This is a genomic window from Massilia sp. FBCC-B171 (assembly GCF_059134155.1).
In genome coordinates this window covers 4328056-4347216 of sequence record NZ_CP101443.1, presented here as the reverse complement: position 1 = coordinate 4347216, position 19161 = coordinate 4328056, and the positions used below count along the sequence as shown (strand labels likewise).

Sequence of the window (19161 nt, the reverse complement as noted above, 5' to 3'; positions counted from 1 at the left end):
CGACCTCAGCTTTTCCTGACCGTCATGTCGAATTTGCACACGTTTCGTACCCGCCTTCTCTTTATCGGCAACTGCGCCGCCGTCCTGGTCGCCTTGTCGCTCGGCGGCGCGGCGGGCGCGGCCGCGCCGGTGCCGGTACGGGTGGGGCTGGACGCCGAATTCGGCCTCGATAACAGCACCTCGGCCCAGGCGGTGGAACTGGGCCTGCGCAGCGCCATCGGCGAGATCAACCGTGCGGGCGGCGTGCTGGGCGGCAGGCCGGTCGAACTCGTGACCAAGGATCATCGTTCGATCCCGGCGCGCGGCATCCGCAATATCGAAGAGTTCGCGCGCATGCCCGGCCTGGTCGCCGTGTTCGGCGGCCGGTTCAGTCCGGTGATCATCGAAGAGCTGCCGACCCTGAAAGCGACGAAAACCCTGTTCATGGCCCCGTGGTCGTCGGCCGACATGATCGTCGATAACGGCATGCGCCCGAATTACGTCTACCGCCTGTCGCTGCGGGACAGCCTGGCCATGCCCAAACTGCTCGAAACGGCAAGGAAGCGCGGCCTGGGGCGGGTCGGGCTGCTGCTGACGAATACTTCCTGGGGGCGCAGCAACCTGGCAGCTGCGGAAAAATTCGTCGCCTCCAGCAAGGGCGTCAAAATCGTGCAGAGCGCCTGGTACAACTGGCGCGACCAGACCCTGGTGGCCCGCTACCAGGCACTGCGAAATGCCGGGGCCCAAGCGATCATCCTGGTCGCCAACGACGATGAAGCGGCGGTGCTGGTGCGCGAAGTGGCCGCCTTGCCGCAAGCCGAACGGATACCGGTCCTCAGCCATTGGGGCGTGACGGGCGGCGAATTCGTCAGGCAGGCAGGGCCCGCGCTGAACCAGGTCGATTTTTCCGTCATCCAGACTTTTTCTTTCTTCAAGGCGGACAAACGAGCGCTGGCGCGCTTCATGGCAAGCCTGGCGGCGGTGTCGCCAATCCGCAAGGTCGAGGACATCGATGGGCCGGTCGGCGTGGCGCATGCCTATGACCTGATGCACATCCTGGCGCGCGCGATCGACCTGGCGGGCAGCACCGACCGCAAGGCGGTGCGCGACGCCCTGGAAAAACTGCGCCAACACCGGGGACTGGTCAAGGTCTACGCGCCGCCGTTCGCGCCTGGCCGCCATGAAGCCCTCAGCGCGCGGGAACTGCTGATCGCCCGCTACCGTGCGGACGGCGTGCTGGTTCCCACGGCCGATTGATGCGTTACTGGACACGACTACGCGCAGGGAGCCTGAGCCAGCGCTTTGCGGTCGCATCGGCCGTCATCACGGCCGTCGCCGTCTTGCTGGTGGCGGCCGCCTCGTTCTGGCTGGTTAACCGCCAGCATGAAGCGGCCGTCGCACTGCTGCAGCAGCGCGAGGCCGCGTTCAATGCGCGCACCGTCGGCAACAACCTCGCCACGCTGGCCGCGCGCATGGACGAAGTGGCCGACAGCCCGATCCTGGCGACCGCCCTGGTCGACAGCGCTGGGCGGGAAACCTATCTGGCCCCCTTCCTGAACGGCCTGCGCCAGATTAACGGCATTCCGGTGCAGGTGTTGTTTACCGATTTCGAAGCCAAGCCGATCGCGGGCAACGGCGTCGAGCGCTTCGATCCGTCCCAACTGGCCTGGCTGCGCTCGCTCATCGACGAGGGGCTCGAGAGCGCGGCCATTTTCGGCGCGGGCGAGGATGCGGAACTGGTCGGCGTCAGCCTGCTGCGCTACTCGCGCACCAATACGCCGGAGGGCGCGCTGGTCTACAAGATGCGGGTGGCCGACCTGCGGCCCACGCCCGCATCCGCATTGACGTGGAAAGGCAAGGCGCCGGCGGCCACGCGCGTGGCTGGCCTCGACCTGCCGGTGACGGTGCCCCAGCCATTCCGCCACCTCGGCCTGAACCTGCATACCGAACGGTCCGTGAGCCACGCGATACTGGAGACACCCTGGTCCCAGTACGGCCTGATCGGCGGCATCGCGGCGCTGCTTGCCGCGCTCGTGTTCCTGCTTGGTTCGCGCTTTTCGTTGAACCTGACCCAGGACCTGCGCAAGCTCGAACAGTTCGCGGCCAGGCTGGGCGAGGATGGCATCGGCGAGCAGCGCGCCGAACTGGCCGGCAGCAGCGAAACGATCACCCTCGCAAAATCCATCAACCAGATGCTCGACCGACTGCACCGCCAGCAGGCCCACCAGCAGCGCGAGCACGAGCGCAAGGACGAGTTCCTTGCGATGCTGGCGCACGAGCTGCGCAATCCGCTGGCGCCGATCAGCAGCGCCGCCCAGCTGCTGCGCATGCTGTACGCGCATGAACCGCGGATCAAGGAGGCCAGCGAAGTGATCGGCCGCCAAGTCCGGCACATGACCCACCTGGTGGACGACTTGCTGGACGTCTCGCGCGTCACCCGCGGCCTGGTCACGATCGAGAAGACCAGGGTGGAACTGGGCGCCGTGCTGCGCGAAGCGGTGGAACAGATCGTGCCCGTGATCAAAGCGCGGCGCCACACGCTGACGCTGGACCTCGCGCCGCAGCCGCTGCTGGTATCGGGCGGGCGCACCCGGCTGATCCAGGTGGCGGCCAACCTGCTCAACAACGCAGCGAAGTACACGCCCGAGGGCGGCGAACTCCATGTGTCGCTGCAGCGGCAGGGAGAGAGCGTGGTACTGCAGGTGCGCGACAACGGCATCGGCATCGCGCCCGACCTGCTGCCGGTCGTGTTCGACCTGTTCACCCAGGGCGAGCGCACGCCGGACCGCGCGCAGGGCGGGCTCGGGCTGGGCCTGGCGCTGGTGAAGAAGGTGGTCGAGCTGCATGATGGTTCTGTCGAGGCGCGCAGCAGCGGCGCGGGCCAGGGCAGCACTTTCATCATTCGCCTGCCGCTGATGGCCGATGCCGGCCAGGCGCTTGCTGCCGTCCCTGCCGCTGCCGCGCCGGCCCTCGCACAGGCAAGGCGTATCCTGGTGGTGGACGACAATGTCGACGCGGCGCGCACGCTGGCCATGGTGCTGGAGACGGCCGGGCATCGGGTGACGGTCGAACATTCGGCGCAAGCCGCGCTGGCGCGCGCGGGGCAGGACGGCTTCGACGTCATCCTGCTCGATATCGGTTTGCCCGACATGAGCGGACACGCGCTGGCCGCCGCCCTGAAGGACTTGCCGTGCTGCGCCGAGGCTGCCCTGGTTGCGGTCAGTGGCTATGGGCAGGAGCAGGACCGGCGCATGTCGCGCGAGGCCGGCTTCGCGGCGCACCTGGTCAAGCCGGTGCGGGCGGAGGAACTGACCGATACCATCGCGCGGATGCACGGGGCAACAGCAGCCGAACAGGAGCAATAACAAGCAGTCGACGGGCAGCATCGACATCAACAGGCGCGCGGCCGCGCCGCCACGGGTCAACTTTCCACAATCTGCCCGCCGGCGCAAGGCCGCGAACAGCACACGTACTTCCAAGCCTGTAATTCGATACGAGTTGTAGAGCAAGGCAGTGATCAATTGCGCTATTGCTTTTGCGCACCGCATAACGCGTACATACAGCCTTGGACTCCGCCAGTGAAAAATATGACAGCGAATAATCCGTGACGCGGATCGCCATGCTGCGCGAACAGGTGGATCCAGAGTTCCTCATGACCGATGTGTCCGTCCTGATGAGCGAGTCACGCGAGGGCATCGAACGGATGCGCAAGATCGTCCAGAACCCGACGGACGTCTCGTACACGCTTCGAGCGAATTCGGTGTCAGTTTGCTGGCCTGCAGCCGCCAGCCTCGCCCTGGCCCTCGCCCAGGGGCACCGGATTGCGAAGATCCGGCTGCTGCTCGATGCCTGCGTATTGTGCGAGGATGACGCGCTCGTTTCCGAGGGACTCGACAATTTCCCGCGCCGCTGCCTGGCCAAGTTGACCAATCTGGAAGACTGAAGCCTGGTTAAATCCTTGGTTAAATATTAACTGTTCCGTTCGGCAACGCACTGAAGAAGTGGAGAGGAGCCGTCAAGATGGGTCATGGGCTACAGGCACCGGGTAGTTTGCCCAGGCTGCAGTCACTTACCCGCCTTCCTACTTTCAGAAAGTTAAAAATGCTCTATACCATCGCTATCGTGCTCATCATCCTGTGGCTTCTCGGCATGGTCACTTCCGTGGCTGCCGGTGGACTGATCCACATTCTCCTGGTCGTCGCCGTGATCGTCATCCTGGTGCGCCTCATCAGCGGACGCAAGGTACTCTGACCAGCGCGCAGCAGCGCCCTGTGGCCCGATCCGCATGGCGGCGGGCGCAGGTTCTGGTCGATCCATTGGACCAAGGGGCAATGGGCGCCTCGGCTTTCCGGTGGCAGACTGGCGGCCTTCGTTAGTGGGAGGACTCCATGAAAACCCGGATGCATCGCGTCGCTATTGCCGCGGCAGTGCTTGGAAGCCTCGTACTCGCAACGCCCATTCACGCGCAGGTCGAGGACCTGCTAAAGCCGGGACAACAATCCGGGAAGGCGAGCGGGCTGGGGAAATTGGACGGCCTCGGCAGCGCGCTCTCTGGCGGCGCACTGCCCGGGAGTACTGGCAACATTGCCGGCCTACTGCAGTTTTGCATTAAGAACAGTTTCCTCAAAGGCGAGGAATCGTCCTCGGTCAAGGACAAACTGATGGGCAAGCTCGGGGGAACGCCTGCGCCCGACAGTGGCTACGCCGAGGGCGCGCAGGGTTTGCTGAAAAGCGGCGACGGCAAGCAGCTCGACTTGAGCGGAGGCGGCCTCCAGGCGCAGGCCTCGAAGCAGATATGTGACCAGATACTCTCCCAGGCCAAATCCCTGCTGTGAGGGGCGATGACTTCCGGGAGGGCAGGCCAACACATCCGCTTTGTGTAGGAACTCAGAGAATCCTGCAGTAGCATCCCCCGCTCCATAGACACTTCTCCGCCATCCTGCAGTAGCTTTTCTCATAAAACTTCGCAGTTTCTACGGTGCGACTGTGACGCTGCTGCCAGCGTGAAACAGTGTACTGATGCACTGCGTTTAATTGAACGCGCAGTCAAGAGTGGACACTCGTATTTAAGCAGTTTTAGGCGCTCGCAAGTTGTGGACTCTCTCCTAGGCCGCCGTTCGCGCCTTAGGCCGGTGGTCTTGAGCCATGGCCGTGCCGGCCGGAACGCCGTGACATCGAGCAGCGAGGATGGCCGCTGCCTCCCGTCGAGCGCAGATCGCTACGGCCGGGCGCACGAAGCCATACAGCTGGTCCAGGTGCTATGGGATCGACCTGTGAGCTCATGTGAGAAGCGAACGGCAGGCGAAGCTCAACGTACCGAGTTCTGTTGAAGTAATTCGGACCCATAGGCAAGCAACAAAGGGGCCACCTTGGGGAGGAAATCCTTGCAAGACATTAGATAAACCTTAGGCTTCGATCCAGTTAAAGAGATCTTGTTCGTGGGGCCTTTTCTTCTCTCCCCTACAAGTCCCGGTGCGAATCTCCATTCGCTTCCTGTAAGCACTGCCCATAGCCAAATTGCCGCATACATGTTTCTGATACCGGCCCTACCAGAATTGATGCCTGCGTCATGGCAAATCGTTATCCAGTGTTCATATGGAATTTCGATAAGGCTCGAGAGGACATCTCGACGTGAGGCATAATCGATCCGATCCGGATCGTTGGACAGACGTTGGGCCACCTCGCGCAGCGCTTTGGCAAATTCTCGAAGAGCGCCCGTCTCGCGTAGGGCCTCCAAGCCACAACCGGATGTAAATTCGGAATTCTCAGTTAATTTGAGTTGGCGTGCTGACTCTGCCCAACTATATTGACCACAAAGCTTCACAAGCGCCATTGAACAAAAACGTCTTGCTATTGTTGGCTTCATGTGTGGGAAGAATACTGCAAAGCTCCGGTTAAAGTCGTCCAGCCAAAGCAATGGGGGGACATGCTGCGGTCCAAACGAAATTGGCATCTCACGTGCTTCTGCTGATTTAAAGCCAACGGTGTAGTCGAAAATACCGGTTGCTCCCATATTCCTACTAATTACCGAAGCTAAGCGCTCACTAAATCCATATGCTCTAAATCCAATCCACCGATGTCGCAGCTTTGCGCAAAAGCGATCAGTGAGCGGTTTTAGCGATACCGCCATTGTGGCAGCGTCTGACGCTAAAATCGAGGTGGTGAGTCGTGTGAGGGCAGCCATTAATTCTGGACTTTCCGGGCTTGCCTCGCGACGGCCATAATCTGATGTTGCGGCCGCTAAATTTTTCCGCTCATCTGCAAATTTTTCGAAAGCCGATTTTTCATAGGGAGGAAGGAAGTCAAAGTCTTCCATTTCCACACAAAAGAGCATGAGTTGACAAAGAGCGCGCAAGTCACGAAAGTATTCTAACGGTGAAACGCAGCTACCGAACGCCTTTGCATCCTTTCCACTCAAATATCCGTTCAAGAGGTTTTGAACTTTTAGCGTTGAGTTGCTTGCGTGTATCGTCGGGACATTCGTCAAATCACAATTGCACAGCGAAATACTCCCATCAGTGGTAACGCGATGGGAGTTATTGCAATAGCCAGCTTGGGGTATATGCTTTAACCAAGACCTAGATGGAGCCGCCAAAGCACGTTCGCCCAGTGCTAATCTTAGTCCACACGCCGGGCAATGTGATATTAGGTAGCATTTGTGCTTGACGCAAGCGAACGTCCACGGAAACTTCCATGCTAGTTGCCATGCTCCGTGTTTCTCGCGCAGGCAATGGGGGCATGCATGGGACCCGGAAAAATATACCCATTCGTAGACAGGAAGGACGCGTAACGTATCCGACGAGTTAAGATCGATCTTTGATAAATCTAGCGCAAGCCCCTTATAAGAGGCGAGTTGCATTTCTCCTACAATATGTTGGGGCATTTGCGTAGCAGTGCTAAAGCGTTCCAACATAGCATTGTCGAGTACGACACCGAATCCGCGAATGTAGTAATATCGCCCTTCCTCGAAGAAACCTAGCCATTCGAGCATTACTGCGCGGGTCACCTTGTGGAGATCGGCTAACCGATCGATGTAACTAGCAAACGCCTCTCCTCGGACTGGGGTGAGGAGCCTCGTTAGTGCCCTGACAGGCTTCATATTGCGGACCTTCCCATCGAAGCTTGCTCCTTCATCCTATGACTGCGCGTTGATGCTCGACTGTGGGCGCCAAATGGTGGCGTTGTGCATGAATTGACCTCACCCTAAGGCCATTGCGCGAGACTAGGTGCGTCTTACGATTCCTCTTGAGGCCTGGTTGGACAATTGCATTGCTGCGGTATGCTCAGCTAAGCTGTGTCGGCGCTTGTAGTAGAGATGAGCCGTAGGCGCTTAGCTGCCGCGCTAATCGGGGCATCATTGTCACACTCAACCTGTTATAGACAGTGCGCGCAGATTTCGTGTTCTCGCCTGCTAATCCTGGCGCCAGTCTCCAATCGCCACCTGTCAGCTCACTCCACAGCCAAATGGCCGCATATTTGCTACGGCGGCCAGGATGTCCAACTGTGATGTCTGCGGCACGGCAAATTTCTGACCAGATTTCGGTCGGAATATCGGAAAAATTCGAAAACATCTCTCGACGTACGCGGTAATCCACAATGTCTTGTCTCTTCGACAGACTGATTGCAGTGTCGTGTAACGCTTTCTTGAATTCTTCCTTGAGCCCGCTAGCTCCTAGGATTGTCATGCACTGGTTGGCCATCTTGACTCCTGCTTTGACTGGTAACTGGAGTTCCAGTGCTGACTGCTCCCACGTATGCTCGCCGCACAACTTCACTAGCGCCATAGCGCAAAAGCGCCGCGCAGAACCTTCTTGTACGTGTGGAAAGAAATCTTTGAACCTCCGGCCAAACTCATCTTCCCACAGCAATTGGGGAACGTGCTGCGGCCTGAACGAAGGCAAAGTTTCGCGTGAGGTAACCGCCCTAAATCCAATAGCCCGGTCGAAATGGCTGCCTGACGCTGTGTTCTTTTCAATTAAAAGAGAGAGACGGTTGCTGAAACCGAAGAACTTGATAACTTCCCATCGCTCCTTTGTTCTCGCGATCAACCTCTCGGAAAGTCTTCGTAAAAATGCTGCTGTGGCCGGGGCCTCCGTGAATTCAAGAATTCCGGTAGCATGTCGAGCAATGGCGGCCATGAGCTCAGGGCTCTCCTGTCGCGCAAAAACCAAACGGGTTCGTTCGCTATTGCGCGGGGTTGGAGACTCCTTTCGAGCAACCAAAATTCGCTCTCGTTCCTCAGCGAAAGTCCTGAACGCAAGCTCCTCCGGCGCGGGATGATCACCAAGGTCATCAGGCTCTGCGCAATAGAGTATGAATGCGCAGAGTGCACGCAGGTCACGAAAATATTGCAGTGGTGAGATCTGTAGACCAGAGAGAACTACCGGTTCCCCACTAAGGCGATCGTTTAATAGCAATTGAACGCGCAGGGTGTCTAAACTTGGCGCTAGTGTTGGAATGTTGGTCAGGTCATAGCCGCAAGGAAGTGAGCCGCGGCCCAAGCGACCAATTCCATCCGGTGGCGGATTATTGCAACGTCCTGGCTCGGGTACCCGGCGGACGAACAGCGGCGTAAGCGTTCGATCGCGTCGTCCGCTTGCTAATCTTCGTTTGCAACTGGGACATCGTGGGACAAGGTAGCACTGATGTTTCGCGCAAGCGAATGACCAAGGGAGCTTCCATGCAAGTTGCCACGCCCCTTCGTTTTCTTGGATGCAGTGCGGGCATGCGTGGGACCCGTTAAAGTAGGCCCACTCTGAAACCGCGCGCCGGCGTAGTAGTTCTGGAGCATTAGGGGCCACCCCAGTTAAGTCGATTGCAACACCATCGTACGAAGACAGAAGCATTCCGGTGACAATAGGGCAGGGCAGTTGAGTTGCAAAACCAAAATTTTGCAATCTGTCCTCATCTAGAAGGATGCCGTACCCGTATATGCGCTGGTGTCGTTCCGCACCAATTAAGCCTAGGTACCGTAACATCACGAGGAGATCCACTTTATGGAAAGCTGCAAGACGATCAATGTAACTCGTGAACGATTCCCCGGGCAACGGTGGCGTCAGCCTAGTTAGTGGGCGTAATACGCTCATGCTTGCCTTTACTTGCCGGAGGAGGGTAAATAGTACCGATCCATTTTCGCTACTGCCCGCTAGTTAGTACCGCCAAGGTTCGGTTGTAAGATAGCCATCACTCTTGCGACCGTTGCCCAGAAGCTCGGTATTTCTTCATGTTTAATTTGAACTGCTGCTCTGAGTCAAAATCAAGCTTAATATCCTCAAGAAGATTTATTGTTATTCGCTCAGTTTTCCGTTTGATCGCAAGCGCCGCCCCCTCTCGGATCAAGGCTGACATTGGGCCAATGAAGCCACCAGTACGATCCCAAATGTATTCTGCGGTAATGCTGACAAGCGACCCCTTGGTCTGTTCGAAAAGCAGTAAATTATCTTCAAATGATGTAAGTACTTTAAGAAAATCTCCCCTCGACTCTGTTTGATTGTAGTCGAAAGGAAGTAGTTCGAATCTCTTAAAGCGATGAGCTGTCTGCGAAAGTATCTTGTTTTCAGGCTTATTTCCTTCAGAGAGCAGGCCGCTCCCTTCCACGTTAATTCCTGCATAGACGAATGTTGCAGAAATGGAATTTGCTAAGTGCTTGAAGTGGTTGTTAACTGTTTCGTGGGAGCGGTTCTTAACCCGCAGGAAATGTATGTCGTCAAGAATAACCATCGAAGTGCAGCAATCTGCAGCGTGCTCTTTAATGCGATCAGTAAGCTCGCCTTCTTTTACTTTTTTGGAAAAGGGGATATTATAAAATCGGGCGAGCAAGTAGTTGAAATTCATAATGCTAACTTCGCCTGGCAGGTTGACGAATGCAACTGGAAGGAAAACATTACCAGTTGGGGTGCGCGTAATAGTATGATTTTTAGTCAGAAGCCGTTCGTAGCGCCTGCCTAACTGCATGGCTATCGTAGATTTGCCAACGGTGCTAATTCCATCCAGGATCAAGCCGGGCCGGGCCCCGGGCTGCGCTCGTAAGTTCTGGCGGGCAAGCCGGAGTGCAGCCTCATGAATCTCCTCCATGTCCGGTACTAGTAGTGGCCCAAAGCCCTCGTGATATACCCTTCTTATCTGGTTGAATTCTCTTCTTTCTGCGCTCGACATCGAGCCGATTGCAGCACGTGTAGGCATCATGGGTTTGGCCGGCTCCGACTTCGTCGCGTACGCGTGCCAGTCTTCATACGTTCGGATCGAGCGTTCGGGAAATGGTGAAAATTCGGACTTTGAAAGATATGAGATCTTAGCTGTCGATCTTGCCGACACAGATTTAGGGTGCATAGTTGGATCAGGCAATAGTATTAGAAACCAAGTTCGTCATCGTCGTCTTCCATCGCCTCGTCGACGGTACGGAGCGGGACAATCTCATCCCTGGTGCCGACCTGCGTTTTCTCTTCCATGAAAATGGTCCTATTTCCCTCGATTGGGCCATTTGATACCAGCAGAACTTCCTCGTCCGGTGCGGTTTTTTCTCGTTTGAGGGTGGGCTGGTCTCGCTGCACTTGCTGGCTATGCATCACGTTAATCGCCGCGAGCCGACGCTCCTTTTTGTCGCTCTCGCTTGGAATAGACCTGCGATCCAGAAGTCCGTTCAGTGCTTCGGCCAGTTCGTCAACATCGGACGTGTTGCCACCGCGTCTGATAAGTAAAGCCTTTGCAAAGCTTAGTGTCGCTTCGTTGAATGGCCGTTCTTCGGCGAGCTCATGGATCCATGGGAGCTCGCACCACTGTGATGAGGGTTCGTCAAAAAAGAAGACCCGCGAAAGGTCGCGGGGATCGTATCGGATCGGCCATTTGCCTGCGTGCACTCCTCCCCATGAAGATTGTGTATTCCGGTAATCGTGCAGAATGTCGGCGTTGTAGCGCAGCCCGCGCAATTCCACCCCGTAATGCTGGACGGTTCGCCATTCAGTTGGCAGAAGCTCGTAATACATGAGTTCACTCGAGACTACGTGGACAAAACCAGCCCGAGCAAGACCTTCCTCGTACATCTCATTTGGACTTATCTTCAGTAGCGGCACCGCTGGGATCGACAATCCTTTGTGTGGCTTTCGCTGGTATCGGATGGCTACCCAGCCCGCAAATTTCGCATCTATTTCGTCAACGAAATAAAATGCATCGTCTTCGATGTTCACACCACGGGAGTACAAGTCCGGGCCCTTATACCCAGGTAGGGTTTCAATAAAGTCCTCCCGGATCCTACGGAAGATGCGTTCGACCTGAGACTTGTCGGTCGGTGTGTATACTCGTGCTAACTGCAGATTAATGCCGAGGCGAGCACAAGCATCCTTGAAAGCGTTCGAAATGAAGGCCTTCCCATGGTCGACTACAATAGTCTCAGGGTGGAGCAGGGGTACCCCGGCAATTCCGGCCTCGGGTTCTTTCTCAACTAGCTTGACCACGAGGTTTTCAGGCACACCTAGATAGGCCCATCGCGCCTCTTTTGGCCAGCCCGGCTGCATCAACTTAGGACGAATTATGTCGTAGAGTAGAAGCGCAGCGTCAACTGCCTTCGTGCTAACAGGTGTGAAACGCCACCCAACGATTGACCGCGAGAACAAGTCGATTGCGATGGTAAGTTGCAGTTGTATCCATTTGAACGTCACTGGGTCAAGCGCAAATGCATCAAATGGCGTTGAGTCAATCAGAACGAACTCGCCGGGGCGGGTCGCTACTTGATGCCGATACGTGCTCTCTGGACGGTTGGCATCGTTTCGTCGCCGCTTAGCTGACTTGGAAGCTGCGCGCCCCCGCGGGTCGCGAGCAAGTAGTCGATACATGGTCTGCGAAGATGGGAAACGAATCTTTTCGTCCGGGTAGAGGTCGTGTAGGCGTTCCTCCGTTAATGCAATAAGCCGCTTGTCGGTGACATTTGATTTGTCACGGTGCTCCTCAAGCACCTGATGCAGGGCGGTTACCACACGATGGTCCGTGACGTTATTCCGGCCGGAACTGACCTGGCGTTTGTCTACTAGTGCGTAAAGGCCACTGCGTTTGTATGCGGCCTTTAGCTCCCAAAGAGTTCGAGTGGAAATGCCAGTTTCTTGAGACTTCGCTTCCATCCGCTGGCTAAGTGTGCTGCCGACAGGGTCGTATTCCAAGCGCGGCTCTTCAGGCTGTGCCGTTTCCTGATTTCCCGATTTGTAACCACACTCGACTTCGTTCAAATGCCCCAAAAGCGTTTCTGCTTGACGCAATGAGGCTTTGGCGACGTTGTCTGGGAAGGTTACTAGTGCGTTCGCTGCCGGCAGCTCTACGTCGTCGAGAACTCGGAACCCCGGAGATGCCACGAGGAATGCAATGTCATGAACCGCAGTCTTGCCCTGTTGGTTGCGGCACTGAACGGTCGAGCCGAAAAAGCTGCCTACGGTCCACGGTTGACCGTCAAACTGGATGCGTGAGCCTACAGCGAGGGGCGCCGTCAGATTCATGATGGCCCGATCGGTTTCGAAACCCAAACCAGACTCTGTTTCGACAAGCGTTTGTATAGATCGGAGGCAAGCCAACCGGTCCATAGCAGATGGTACAAGACGGGCTGAGCTAATGCGGTGTTGGCTTCGACGCGAGCAAGCACTTCCTGGATTGGTGTCTGGCCTTCGATAGCGTTAACGATTGACTCAACGTAAATTTCTAGGCCTGCAGGAGGGCGGCGGTAGCCTGCCAACCATCCGAGATTTGCGAGATATATGGCCTCCAACTCGGACCGGGTGCTGTATGCGCATCCCATTTCGATCGCGGCGCTACGACATGCCTCAAAGGCGCGTACGTTTTTTTCCCTTTGGACAAATTGTCTGGGTTTAACATTCACTACTTCGCCGTTGCCATCACTGTATCTGACGAAGAAATCAGGCGTATGCCGGTAGATTTTGGTTTCGTGTTGATAATGCAGGACGAAAGGTTGCGAGGTCACATGCGAAACTGCTTTGTTGAAATCTAACTGCAACAATATCGTCATCTCGAGCCTGCTCTCGTAGGCCACAAGCGCATTCATTCGGGACATCCATTGATAGCCGGGAAGATGCCGTTGTCCCTTGTAGGCAGTAGGAAGGCGTACAGCTTGGATATCATCGTCGAGAGCGCGCGTGATGAACTGCCGAGGTTTGTGCTGAGTAAGCAGTCTACCGGCGCCCGTTTTATACGTGATTCCGAGAGTTGCCATGGGTGCAGTTGTGACGATTGGCCGATGGATTGTCGAGATACCGATCCACAAAGCTGAGCCTTCGAAACCGTATTTTCGAAATTAAACATCGTCAGCCCACTTGTTTGCTGCTCCTCACCGTGGCCTTTGGGTATCGAGTACTTGTTTCAGCTTAGACGCTTACATTGTGATGACAAGAAGTTTTTCATTAAATTTTACCGAGGGCTGGACATTACCGGGAGGCCAAAAGCAGTCGTTCGATAGTCGATTCGATGTTGGGGAAATGGGAAATGGGTAATCGTACGCTGAGGATTTTAGGCCGCTAGTGTTATATGAGCTCGCTACGGCTGCCAGCCCTGCCCAAAGTAGACGAATGAACAGCTTGCAATCAACGCCGCTGGCTCGGCATCTTGCCCGTGTTGTTCGCATCACGATGCCGCGCTGGCATGAAGAGCCTCTCGACGCATGAACGTCCAGTCAATCAGACACTCAATCGACGACCCGAGCGCCAGCCCCATGTCGCTAAGTGCATACTCGACCCTGGGCGGCACCTGCGGATAGATTTCTCGTATGACGATCCCGTCCTTTTCCAACTCCTTGAGTTGTTGGATCAGCATTTTTTGATTTACGCCTTCAACGCGGCGCTGAAGTTCTGAGAACCGCAGCGGCTGCTTTGCGGCGAAGAGCTGGAAAATGATTACGATCTTCCACTTGCCCTCAAGCACACGTAGCGCTTCGCTCGTCGCGGTGGCCCACACAAGCTGCTGCTGGGGTCATCACATTTCCAATCGCGGATCGACATACAGTTACCTTTTGGTGCATTACCCACGGTTGGCCTTCTACCCCGGGTTAAACGTCCGGTTTGGGTCTTGGATTCAACCGGTCGACGCAACACACTAAACTCTGCGTAAGCAGAAGGAGTGTTGCAGATGAAGCAAAAACCGAGGATTTATTATACGGAAGCCCAGAAGGCGCTCATGTGGGAGCGCTGGAAGAAGGGTGAATCACTTCAGCAAATTGCCCAGCTGTTCGATCGAAACCACTCGTCGATACAGCGAATTCTTGCCGAGTCTGGCGGCATCCGGCCTGCACAAAGGCAGCGCTCAAGATTGGCTTTGACCTTGGCTGAGCGGGAAGAAATATCGCGCTCGCTAGCCACTGGTCAACCCATCCGTCGGATTGCTCAATCACTTGGACGAGCACCTTCTACTATCAGCCGCGAGATCAGTCGCAATGGTGGCAAGACGAGCTATCGAGCTGGTTGTGCCGACGCCGCTGCCTGGAAGCGAGCCCATCGTCCCAAGTGCTGCAAGTTGGTGGACAATCCCGTGTTGGCGCGCGTTGTGGCTAGTAAACTCCAACTACAGTGGTCGCCAGAGCAAATTGCCGGGTGGCTCAAGCATACGTTTCCAGGCAACGAGGATTACCAGGTGTCGCATGAAACGATTTATCGCAGCCTCTTCATTCAAGCCCGTGGTGCGCTGAAGAAGGAGCTGCTGGAGCATCTTCGGCGAACCCGGGTCATGCGCCGATCGCGTCATCATACGCAAAAGAAAGATAACCACGGCAGGATCAGGGATACGGTATCGATCAGCGAACGCCCTGCCATGGTGGAGGACCGAGCTGTACCGGGCCATTGGGAAGGAGACCTGATGTTTGGAGACCGAAACAGCCAGATCGCCACCCTCGTCGAGCGCCATACTCGTTACGTGATGCTGGTAAAAGTCGCGAGCAAAGATACCGAAACAGTAATCAACGCATTGATTGATAACGCTCGTCAGCTACCCCAAGAGCTCTATCAATCACTGACTTGGGATCGTGGCAAGGAGATGGCCGACCACAAACGCTTTACGATGGCAACCGACATCGATGTCTACTTTTGCGATCCGCACAGCCCTTGGCAGCGTGGTAGCAATGAAAATACCAACGGACTGCTGCGCCAGTATTTCCCCAAAGGCATCGATATCTCCGAGTACTCGCAGGCCCAGCTTAACGAGGTAGCCCGCAAATTGAACGAACGGCCAAGGAAGACTTTAGAATACCAAACACCCGCTGAACGATTCAGCCAACTTGTTGCGTCGACCGGTTGAATCCAAGGCCATAAGCGGTCATTCGTCCGTTGGCATTTGGGAGCGTGCGTATCAAGCGGGAGGCATCGAGGCGCTGACCTTACGCCGGAGGGGAACACAAAATTCTATGGCAATCGTAGTGCCAAATGTAGATACTCCACCAAACAAATATCAGCGCAGCCGCGAAGAGTTGGTGGCCGAGGTAGATCAGCTGCGAATGGAGCTGGCATACCTAAAAAAGTTACAAGCCTTAGTTCAAGCCTAACCAAAGCAAGCGCTAAAGAAGAAGCGCAAGCAGTGCAAGAACTAAGGCAGTTGTTCCCTACGGCTGGTTTGCTGACCTGTACAACGGCGAGATCGTCGCTTTCGAAATAGGCAGACGTCCTGCTTTTGAACTAGTGGACTCAATGCTAAAAAAAGCGCTGAACAAGCTTGCACCTGATGAGAAACCACTGCTGCATTCGGATCAGCGATGGCATTACCGGATGCCAGCCCTTTAGCTCCAACTTCGAGAGCGCCAACTTGTCCAAAGCATGTCCCGCAAGGGGAACTGTCTTGACGACGCGGCCATGGAGAGCTTCTTCGCCGTGCTCAAGTCCGAGTTGTTTCACCTCGAGAAATTCGATAGCGTAGATGCGTTACGCGACGCCCCGTTAATTACATTCATTACTATAATCACGACCGAATCAAACTCAAACTAAAAGGTTTGAGTCCTGTTCAATACAGGACTCAGGCTCTGGCTGCTTAGAAACTTAAGCTTGCCGGCTTATTGCATGCTCATCAGCACCGCTTTGCCCGGATCTGCGGGCACATCGCCTTCCATGACTAGAATGCGGCTGGCCGTTCCCTGCTTGGCGGAAAGGTTTCCGACGACTTCGCGCATTGGTCCGATGGCCGTGCCATTGGCCATGCCTTTCGGATTTGTCCTAAAACTGGCTACCGGCGTCGCCTGGCCGCTGGCGTACACCTTGTACACAGTTTCCGGCTTGAGCTTGTGCAGCGTTACCTCTAGCGCATCGGTAACGCCCAAGTTGCGTGCCACGACCGATCCTGCCGCATCCCCGTTGGCCGGCTTGAGCGCGATGTTGAGTGGCTCGCTATTCGCGCGCGGACTGAGGTTGGCCTTGCCCCCCCCGTCGGGTGCTGCCTTCGAAACATAGACCAGTGCCTGTGGCGCTTGTCCAACCGGCACGCGCGCGATGACCTTGTTACTAGCGCTGTCGATGACCTCGACGGCGTCGCCATTCTCGAGGCCGACGTAGAGACGGCTACTATCATCTGAGCTCCAGATTCCGTGAGGCAGAGCGCCAGTGGGGATGCTCGCCACCAGTGCCGGCGCGTTGCCGGTAGTGAAGACCTTAACGACGTTTTCGCCGCCCACCGTTACATAGGCATGCGTGCCGCTGTCGGTCTTGACGAAGGCCAGGTGATTGGTGATGAAGCCGGTGTCGATCACGCCTTTGACAGCAAGCGTAGCGGTGTCAATGCGGGTGACCTTGCCGACGTCCTTATGGGTCATCCAGACTTCTTTGTTGTCCGGAGTGAACTGCAGGAAGGGTGAGAACGGGCTCGTCACCGGAATGCGCTTGACGACCTTGTGCGACTTGACGTCGATGACGTCGACGGTCGGGTTGAAGCTCGACACTACGAACGCGAGCTTACCGTTCGGATGGAACAGCACCATCCCGGGTCCGCCAGTTGTTTGGATACGGCGCTTTTCCTTGAACGTGGCTGGGTCGATCACCGAGATGTAGTCTTCGCCGCGCACCACGACCCAGACCTCACGCCCGTCGGCCGTGAAGAAGCCCTCGTGCGGCGAGCGGCCGATGTAGGTCACGCCCTTGACCTTGTTGGTCGCGGTATCGATGAAGGTGACTGAATTGGAGCCATTGGACACGACGAGCAGTGTCTTGTGGTCAGGCGAGAAGCCCAGCCCGTGCACGTTGATCTCGCCCTTATACAGTGGCGAGAGCACGTCGGGGCGCTGGTTGCCCAAGCGGATCTGGCCCAGCAGGGTATTCGTGGACGGGTCTATGACCGAGACAGTATTGCTGTTCTGGTCCGCGGTGTAGACACGATCCTGGGGGCCGGGAAGCGCGTAGGCGGGCGTTGCCAGCGCGACGAGAGAAGCGAGGGCAATAGCAATTGAGGCGCTTGTGCTCGCTCGGCGGATTTCATTGGTGTACATGTGAGTCCTTTTCGGTGGAGGTCTTTTGCGGCTTGCTACGGGAGGCCTGGTAGCGTTGTAGCCAGGCCTGCATGATCTTGATTTCGTTTTGCTGTTCGACAATAATTCCTTGGGCCAGGTTACGAAGTCCTGGATCTTTGCTATGCACCAGGATGGCTTTGGCCATGTCGATGGCGCCTTGGTGATGCGGAATCATCATCGTGACGAAGTCGTGCTCTGGAACCCCATTGGTATTCGCGCGCCGCATGCCCTGGTCCATAATCGCCATGGCGTCGCCCGCCAGCGCCGCGTAGGGCCTGTCGCTACTGGCGACGAAGTAAGGTGGTGCGCTCCCACCATGATTGTGAAGTGGCGCTGGCTGGCCCTGAGCCGCCGCCGCAGTGCTCCAGAGTACTGCGGTAAACAGTTGCGAGAATTTCATACGGGTGTCTCCAGTTGTTCGTAGACGGCGCTTGCCACCCGCGCTAGTTCTCCCTTGTCGATGCCGGCAGAGAGCGCATAGCCAAATTTGCCGTCGATCCAGTAGAAGACGTTGACGGGACCTTCTGCAGCAAAACGGAAGCCCGTATCGCGGTTGTGCGCCTGCTCGTTAGAAACATACAGCGTGAGGCGCTGGCCAGTGCGGTCATGGTACATAAACTGGGCCACCGGGCCGCTGGTACCAGGCAGCAGGCGTCCGCCGATGAGCTCGTAGCCCAGCTTGCCGAGACGCGGTGGATGAATCTTGCTGCCAAGCCGTTTCGATAGCCATGCGACCAACTGATCTTCCTGTTCTGCGCCGATTTCAACCGGGCGACGCACGTCGGGGCTGTACACCACATGAGCAACAGCGGCCTGATGCGCCAATCCCCTGGCTGGCTGGCTGAAGGCGGGACGGGTGTAATCGGACGCGAGCCGCGGGTCGTGGTCGGCTGCGCCGCGCAGTCCCCAGCCCGCGCCGCCGCCGAGCACGGCGATAGCCAGCCCCGCGGCCAGGTTTTGCCACCGCCACTGCCACCCAAGGCGCACTGGCGCACTAACGCGCGACGGCACGATTTCCTCGAGCACTGGATCGAACAGGGCGTGCAGGGCTGCGTTCTGGGCCGCGTAGACTTGCAGCCGATCTGCTTCATCCGGGTGCGCTGCAAGATAGGCTTCGACTTCGGCCATGCGGGCAGAAGGGAGGCGGCCATCGACATAGGAGTGCAGGTCGGCTTCAGTAATGGGGAAGATACTCATTTGACGACTTTCAGGCCAACGACGGGGGCGCGGCCTTCCATCAATACACGCAGTTTCTCGCGGGCGCGCGACAGCCGCGACATAACGGTCCCGACCGGGAGGCCCAAGGTCAGCGCCACGTCCTCATAGCGCATTTCTTCGAGTCCAACCAGCAGCAGAATCTCCCTATGCTCCTCCGGCAGCAGGCGCAACGCGGCGCCCAGGTCGCGCAGCTCGAGGCCGGCAGAGGCGCGTTCCGGCCCAGCGGTCTGGGGTGTCTCGTCGTCCAACGGCTCGGTTGGCACTTTGCGCCGCCGCCCCTGATCGATACGCACGTTATGCATGATCGAGAACAGCCAGGCCCGCATGTCGCTGCCCGGCTGCCACGCAGCGAGCTGGGCCCAGCCACGTTCCACCGTGTCCTGCACCAGGTCGTCGGCGTCGGCGCGATCCCCGGCCAAGGCGCGGGCATAGCGCCGCAGCCTCGGGATACAGGCTAGGAGCTGCTCGCCGGCGTCAGGTGGCAAGGTTCGCATCGTTTC

General features: G+C 57.1%; 16 protein-coding genes and 3 pseudogenes. 7 read left to right on the top strand and 12 right to left on the bottom strand.

The window, feature by feature from the left end; translation table 11 throughout:
* Positions 1 to 24: 24 nt before the first annotated feature.
* The 5 genes from NMB41_RS19675 (at position 25) to NMB41_RS19655 (ending at position 4814) form a co-directional block, all read left to right on the top strand.
* The gene (locus tag NMB41_RS19675; RefSeq protein ID WP_494379484.1) at positions 25 to 1236 is read left to right on the top strand and encodes an ABC transporter substrate-binding protein; all 1212 of its coding nucleotides are present in this window, start codon (positions 25 to 27) and stop codon (positions 1234 to 1236) included.
* Positions 1236 to 3344, top strand: a complete 2109-nt coding sequence (locus tag NMB41_RS19670) for a hybrid sensor histidine kinase/response regulator (protein WP_494379483.1) — start codon at positions 1236 to 1238, stop codon at positions 3342 to 3344. Before NMB41_RS19675 ends, NMB41_RS19670 begins: the two co-directional genes overlap by 1 nt.
* Before the next feature lie 239 nt (positions 3345 to 3583).
* Entirely contained in the window at positions 3584 to 3922 is a 339-nt protein-coding gene (locus NMB41_RS19665) for a hypothetical protein (protein ID WP_494379482.1), read from the top strand.
* 158 nt (positions 3923 to 4080) lie between these two features.
* A complete protein-coding gene (locus NMB41_RS19660; RefSeq protein ID WP_494379481.1) occupies positions 4081 to 4230 on the top strand; it encodes a lmo0937 family membrane protein in 150 nt (49 codons plus the stop codon).
* A 137-nt stretch (positions 4231 to 4367) separates the two neighbouring features.
* The gene (locus tag NMB41_RS19655; protein ID WP_494379480.1) at positions 4368 to 4814 is read left to right on the top strand and encodes a YjjA family protein; all 447 of its coding nucleotides are present in this window, start codon (positions 4368 to 4370) and stop codon (positions 4812 to 4814) included.
* Between the two features lie 473 nt (positions 4815 to 5287).
* Here NMB41_RS19655 and NMB41_RS19650 read toward each other — a convergent pair whose 3' ends face one another.
* From NMB41_RS19650 to NMB41_RS19615, 8 genes and pseudogenes are all read right to left on the bottom strand, one after another.
* Positions 5288 to 6295 carry a hypothetical protein gene (locus NMB41_RS19650; protein WP_494382937.1) on the bottom strand — a complete coding sequence of 336 codons (1008 nt, stop codon included), beginning with the start codon at positions 6293 to 6295 and terminating at the stop codon, positions 5288 to 5290.
* Between the two features lie 390 nt (positions 6296 to 6685).
* Positions 6686 to 7078: pseudogene (locus tag NMB41_RS19645) on the bottom strand (TniQ family protein); the annotation flags it as partial.
* A 184-nt stretch (positions 7079 to 7262) separates the two neighbouring features.
* Entirely contained in the window at positions 7263 to 8117 is an 855-nt protein-coding gene (locus tag NMB41_RS19640; protein ID WP_494382936.1) for a hypothetical protein, read from the bottom strand.
* A 555-nt stretch (positions 8118 to 8672) separates the two neighbouring features.
* Positions 8673 to 9065 (bottom strand): annotated as a pseudogene (locus tag NMB41_RS19635) (TniQ family protein); the annotation flags it as partial.
* Positions 9066 to 9162: 97 nt separating this feature from the next.
* A complete protein-coding gene (locus tag NMB41_RS19630; RefSeq protein ID WP_494379479.1) occupies positions 9163 to 10164 on the bottom strand; it encodes a TniB family NTP-binding protein in 1002 nt (333 codons plus the stop codon).
* 164 nt (positions 10165 to 10328) lie between these two features.
* Positions 10329 to 12485 carry a transposase gene (locus tag NMB41_RS19625; RefSeq protein WP_494379478.1) on the bottom strand — a complete coding sequence of 719 codons (2157 nt, stop codon included), beginning with the start codon at positions 12483 to 12485 and terminating at the stop codon, positions 10329 to 10331.
* The gene (locus NMB41_RS19620) at positions 12455 to 13186 is read right to left on the bottom strand and encodes a TnsA-like heteromeric transposase endonuclease subunit (protein ID WP_494379477.1); all 732 of its coding nucleotides are present in this window, start codon (positions 13184 to 13186) and stop codon (positions 12455 to 12457) included. The genes NMB41_RS19625 and NMB41_RS19620 overlap by 31 nt, the downstream gene beginning before the upstream one ends.
* A 407-nt stretch (positions 13187 to 13593) precedes the next feature.
* A complete protein-coding gene (locus tag NMB41_RS19615) occupies positions 13594 to 13923 on the bottom strand; it encodes a winged helix-turn-helix transcriptional regulator (protein WP_494379476.1) in 330 nt (109 codons plus the stop codon).
* Between the two features lie 171 nt (positions 13924 to 14094).
* Between NMB41_RS19615 and NMB41_RS19610 the strand changes: the two genes are divergently transcribed.
* Together NMB41_RS19610 and NMB41_RS19605 are read left to right on the top strand one after the other, a co-directional pair.
* Positions 14095 to 15255 carry an IS30 family transposase gene (locus tag NMB41_RS19610; protein WP_494379472.1) on the top strand — a complete coding sequence of 387 codons (1161 nt, stop codon included), beginning with the start codon at positions 14095 to 14097 and terminating at the stop codon, positions 15253 to 15255.
* A 317-nt stretch (positions 15256 to 15572) separates the two neighbouring features.
* A pseudogene (locus tag NMB41_RS19605) lies at positions 15573 to 15982 on the top strand (transposase); the annotation flags it as partial.
* 18 nt (positions 15983 to 16000) lie between these two features.
* Here the strand turns inward: NMB41_RS19605 and NMB41_RS19600 are convergent.
* Genes NMB41_RS19600 through NMB41_RS19585 form a run of 4 tightly spaced genes read right to left on the bottom strand, consistent with a single transcriptional unit; the run spans position 16001 to position 19155 of the window.
* A complete protein-coding gene (locus NMB41_RS19600; protein WP_494379475.1) occupies positions 16001 to 17422 on the bottom strand; it encodes a YncE family protein in 1422 nt (473 codons plus the stop codon).
* The gene (locus tag NMB41_RS19595) at positions 17409 to 17843 is read right to left on the bottom strand and encodes a DUF305 domain-containing protein (protein ID WP_454160720.1); all 435 of its coding nucleotides are present in this window, start codon (positions 17841 to 17843) and stop codon (positions 17409 to 17411) included. Before NMB41_RS19595 ends, NMB41_RS19600 begins: the two co-directional genes overlap by 14 nt.
* A complete protein-coding gene (locus tag NMB41_RS19590; RefSeq protein WP_494379474.1) occupies positions 17840 to 18640 on the bottom strand; it encodes an anti-sigma factor family protein in 801 nt (266 codons plus the stop codon). Before NMB41_RS19590 ends, NMB41_RS19595 begins: the two co-directional genes overlap by 4 nt.
* A complete protein-coding gene (locus tag NMB41_RS19585; RefSeq protein WP_494379473.1) occupies positions 18637 to 19155 on the bottom strand; it encodes an RNA polymerase sigma factor in 519 nt (172 codons plus the stop codon). Before NMB41_RS19585 ends, NMB41_RS19590 begins: the two co-directional genes overlap by 4 nt.
* Positions 19156 to 19161: the final 6 nt, after the last annotated feature.

Bases quoted from the DNA above. Each gene is read 5' to 3' on its own strand.
- NMB41_RS19675 (WP_494379484.1), top strand. From the start codon at position 25: ATGTCGAATTTGCACACGTTTCGTACCCGCCTTCTCTTTATCGGCAAC.
- NMB41_RS19640 (WP_494382936.1), bottom strand. From the start codon at position 8,117: ATGGCCGCCATTGCTCGACATGCTACCGGAATTCTTGAATTCACGGAG.
- NMB41_RS19660 (WP_494379481.1), top strand. From the start codon at position 4,081: ATGCTCTATACCATCGCTATCGTGCTCATCATCCTGTGGCTTCTCGGC.
- NMB41_RS19585 (WP_494379473.1), bottom strand. From the start codon at position 19,155: ATGCGAACCTTGCCACCTGACGCCGGCGAGCAGCTCCTAGCCTGTATC.
- NMB41_RS19655 (WP_494379480.1), top strand. From the start codon at position 4,368: ATGAAAACCCGGATGCATCGCGTCGCTATTGCCGCGGCAGTGCTTGGA.
- NMB41_RS19600 (WP_494379475.1), bottom strand. From the start codon at position 17,422: ATGTACACCAATGAAATCCGCCGAGCGAGCACAAGCGCCTCAATTGCT.
- NMB41_RS19650 (WP_494382937.1), bottom strand. From the start codon at position 6,295: ATGGAAGACTTTGACTTCCTTCCTCCCTATGAAAAATCGGCTTTCGAA.
- NMB41_RS19595 (WP_454160720.1), bottom strand. From the start codon at position 17,843: ATGAAATTCTCGCAACTGTTTACCGCAGTACTCTGGAGCACTGCGGCG.
- NMB41_RS19590 (WP_494379474.1), bottom strand. From the start codon at position 18,640: ATGAGTATCTTCCCCATTACTGAAGCCGACCTGCACTCCTATGTCGAT.
- NMB41_RS19630 (WP_494379479.1), bottom strand. From the start codon at position 10,164: ATGATGCCTACACGTGCTGCAATCGGCTCGATGTCGAGCGCAGAAAGA.
- NMB41_RS19610 (WP_494379472.1), top strand. From the start codon at position 14,095: ATGAAGCAAAAACCGAGGATTTATTATACGGAAGCCCAGAAGGCGCTC.
- NMB41_RS19620 (WP_494379477.1), bottom strand. From the start codon at position 13,186: ATGGCAACTCTCGGAATCACGTATAAAACGGGCGCCGGTAGACTGCTT.
- NMB41_RS19670 (WP_494379483.1), top strand. From the start codon at position 1,236: ATGCGTTACTGGACACGACTACGCGCAGGGAGCCTGAGCCAGCGCTTT.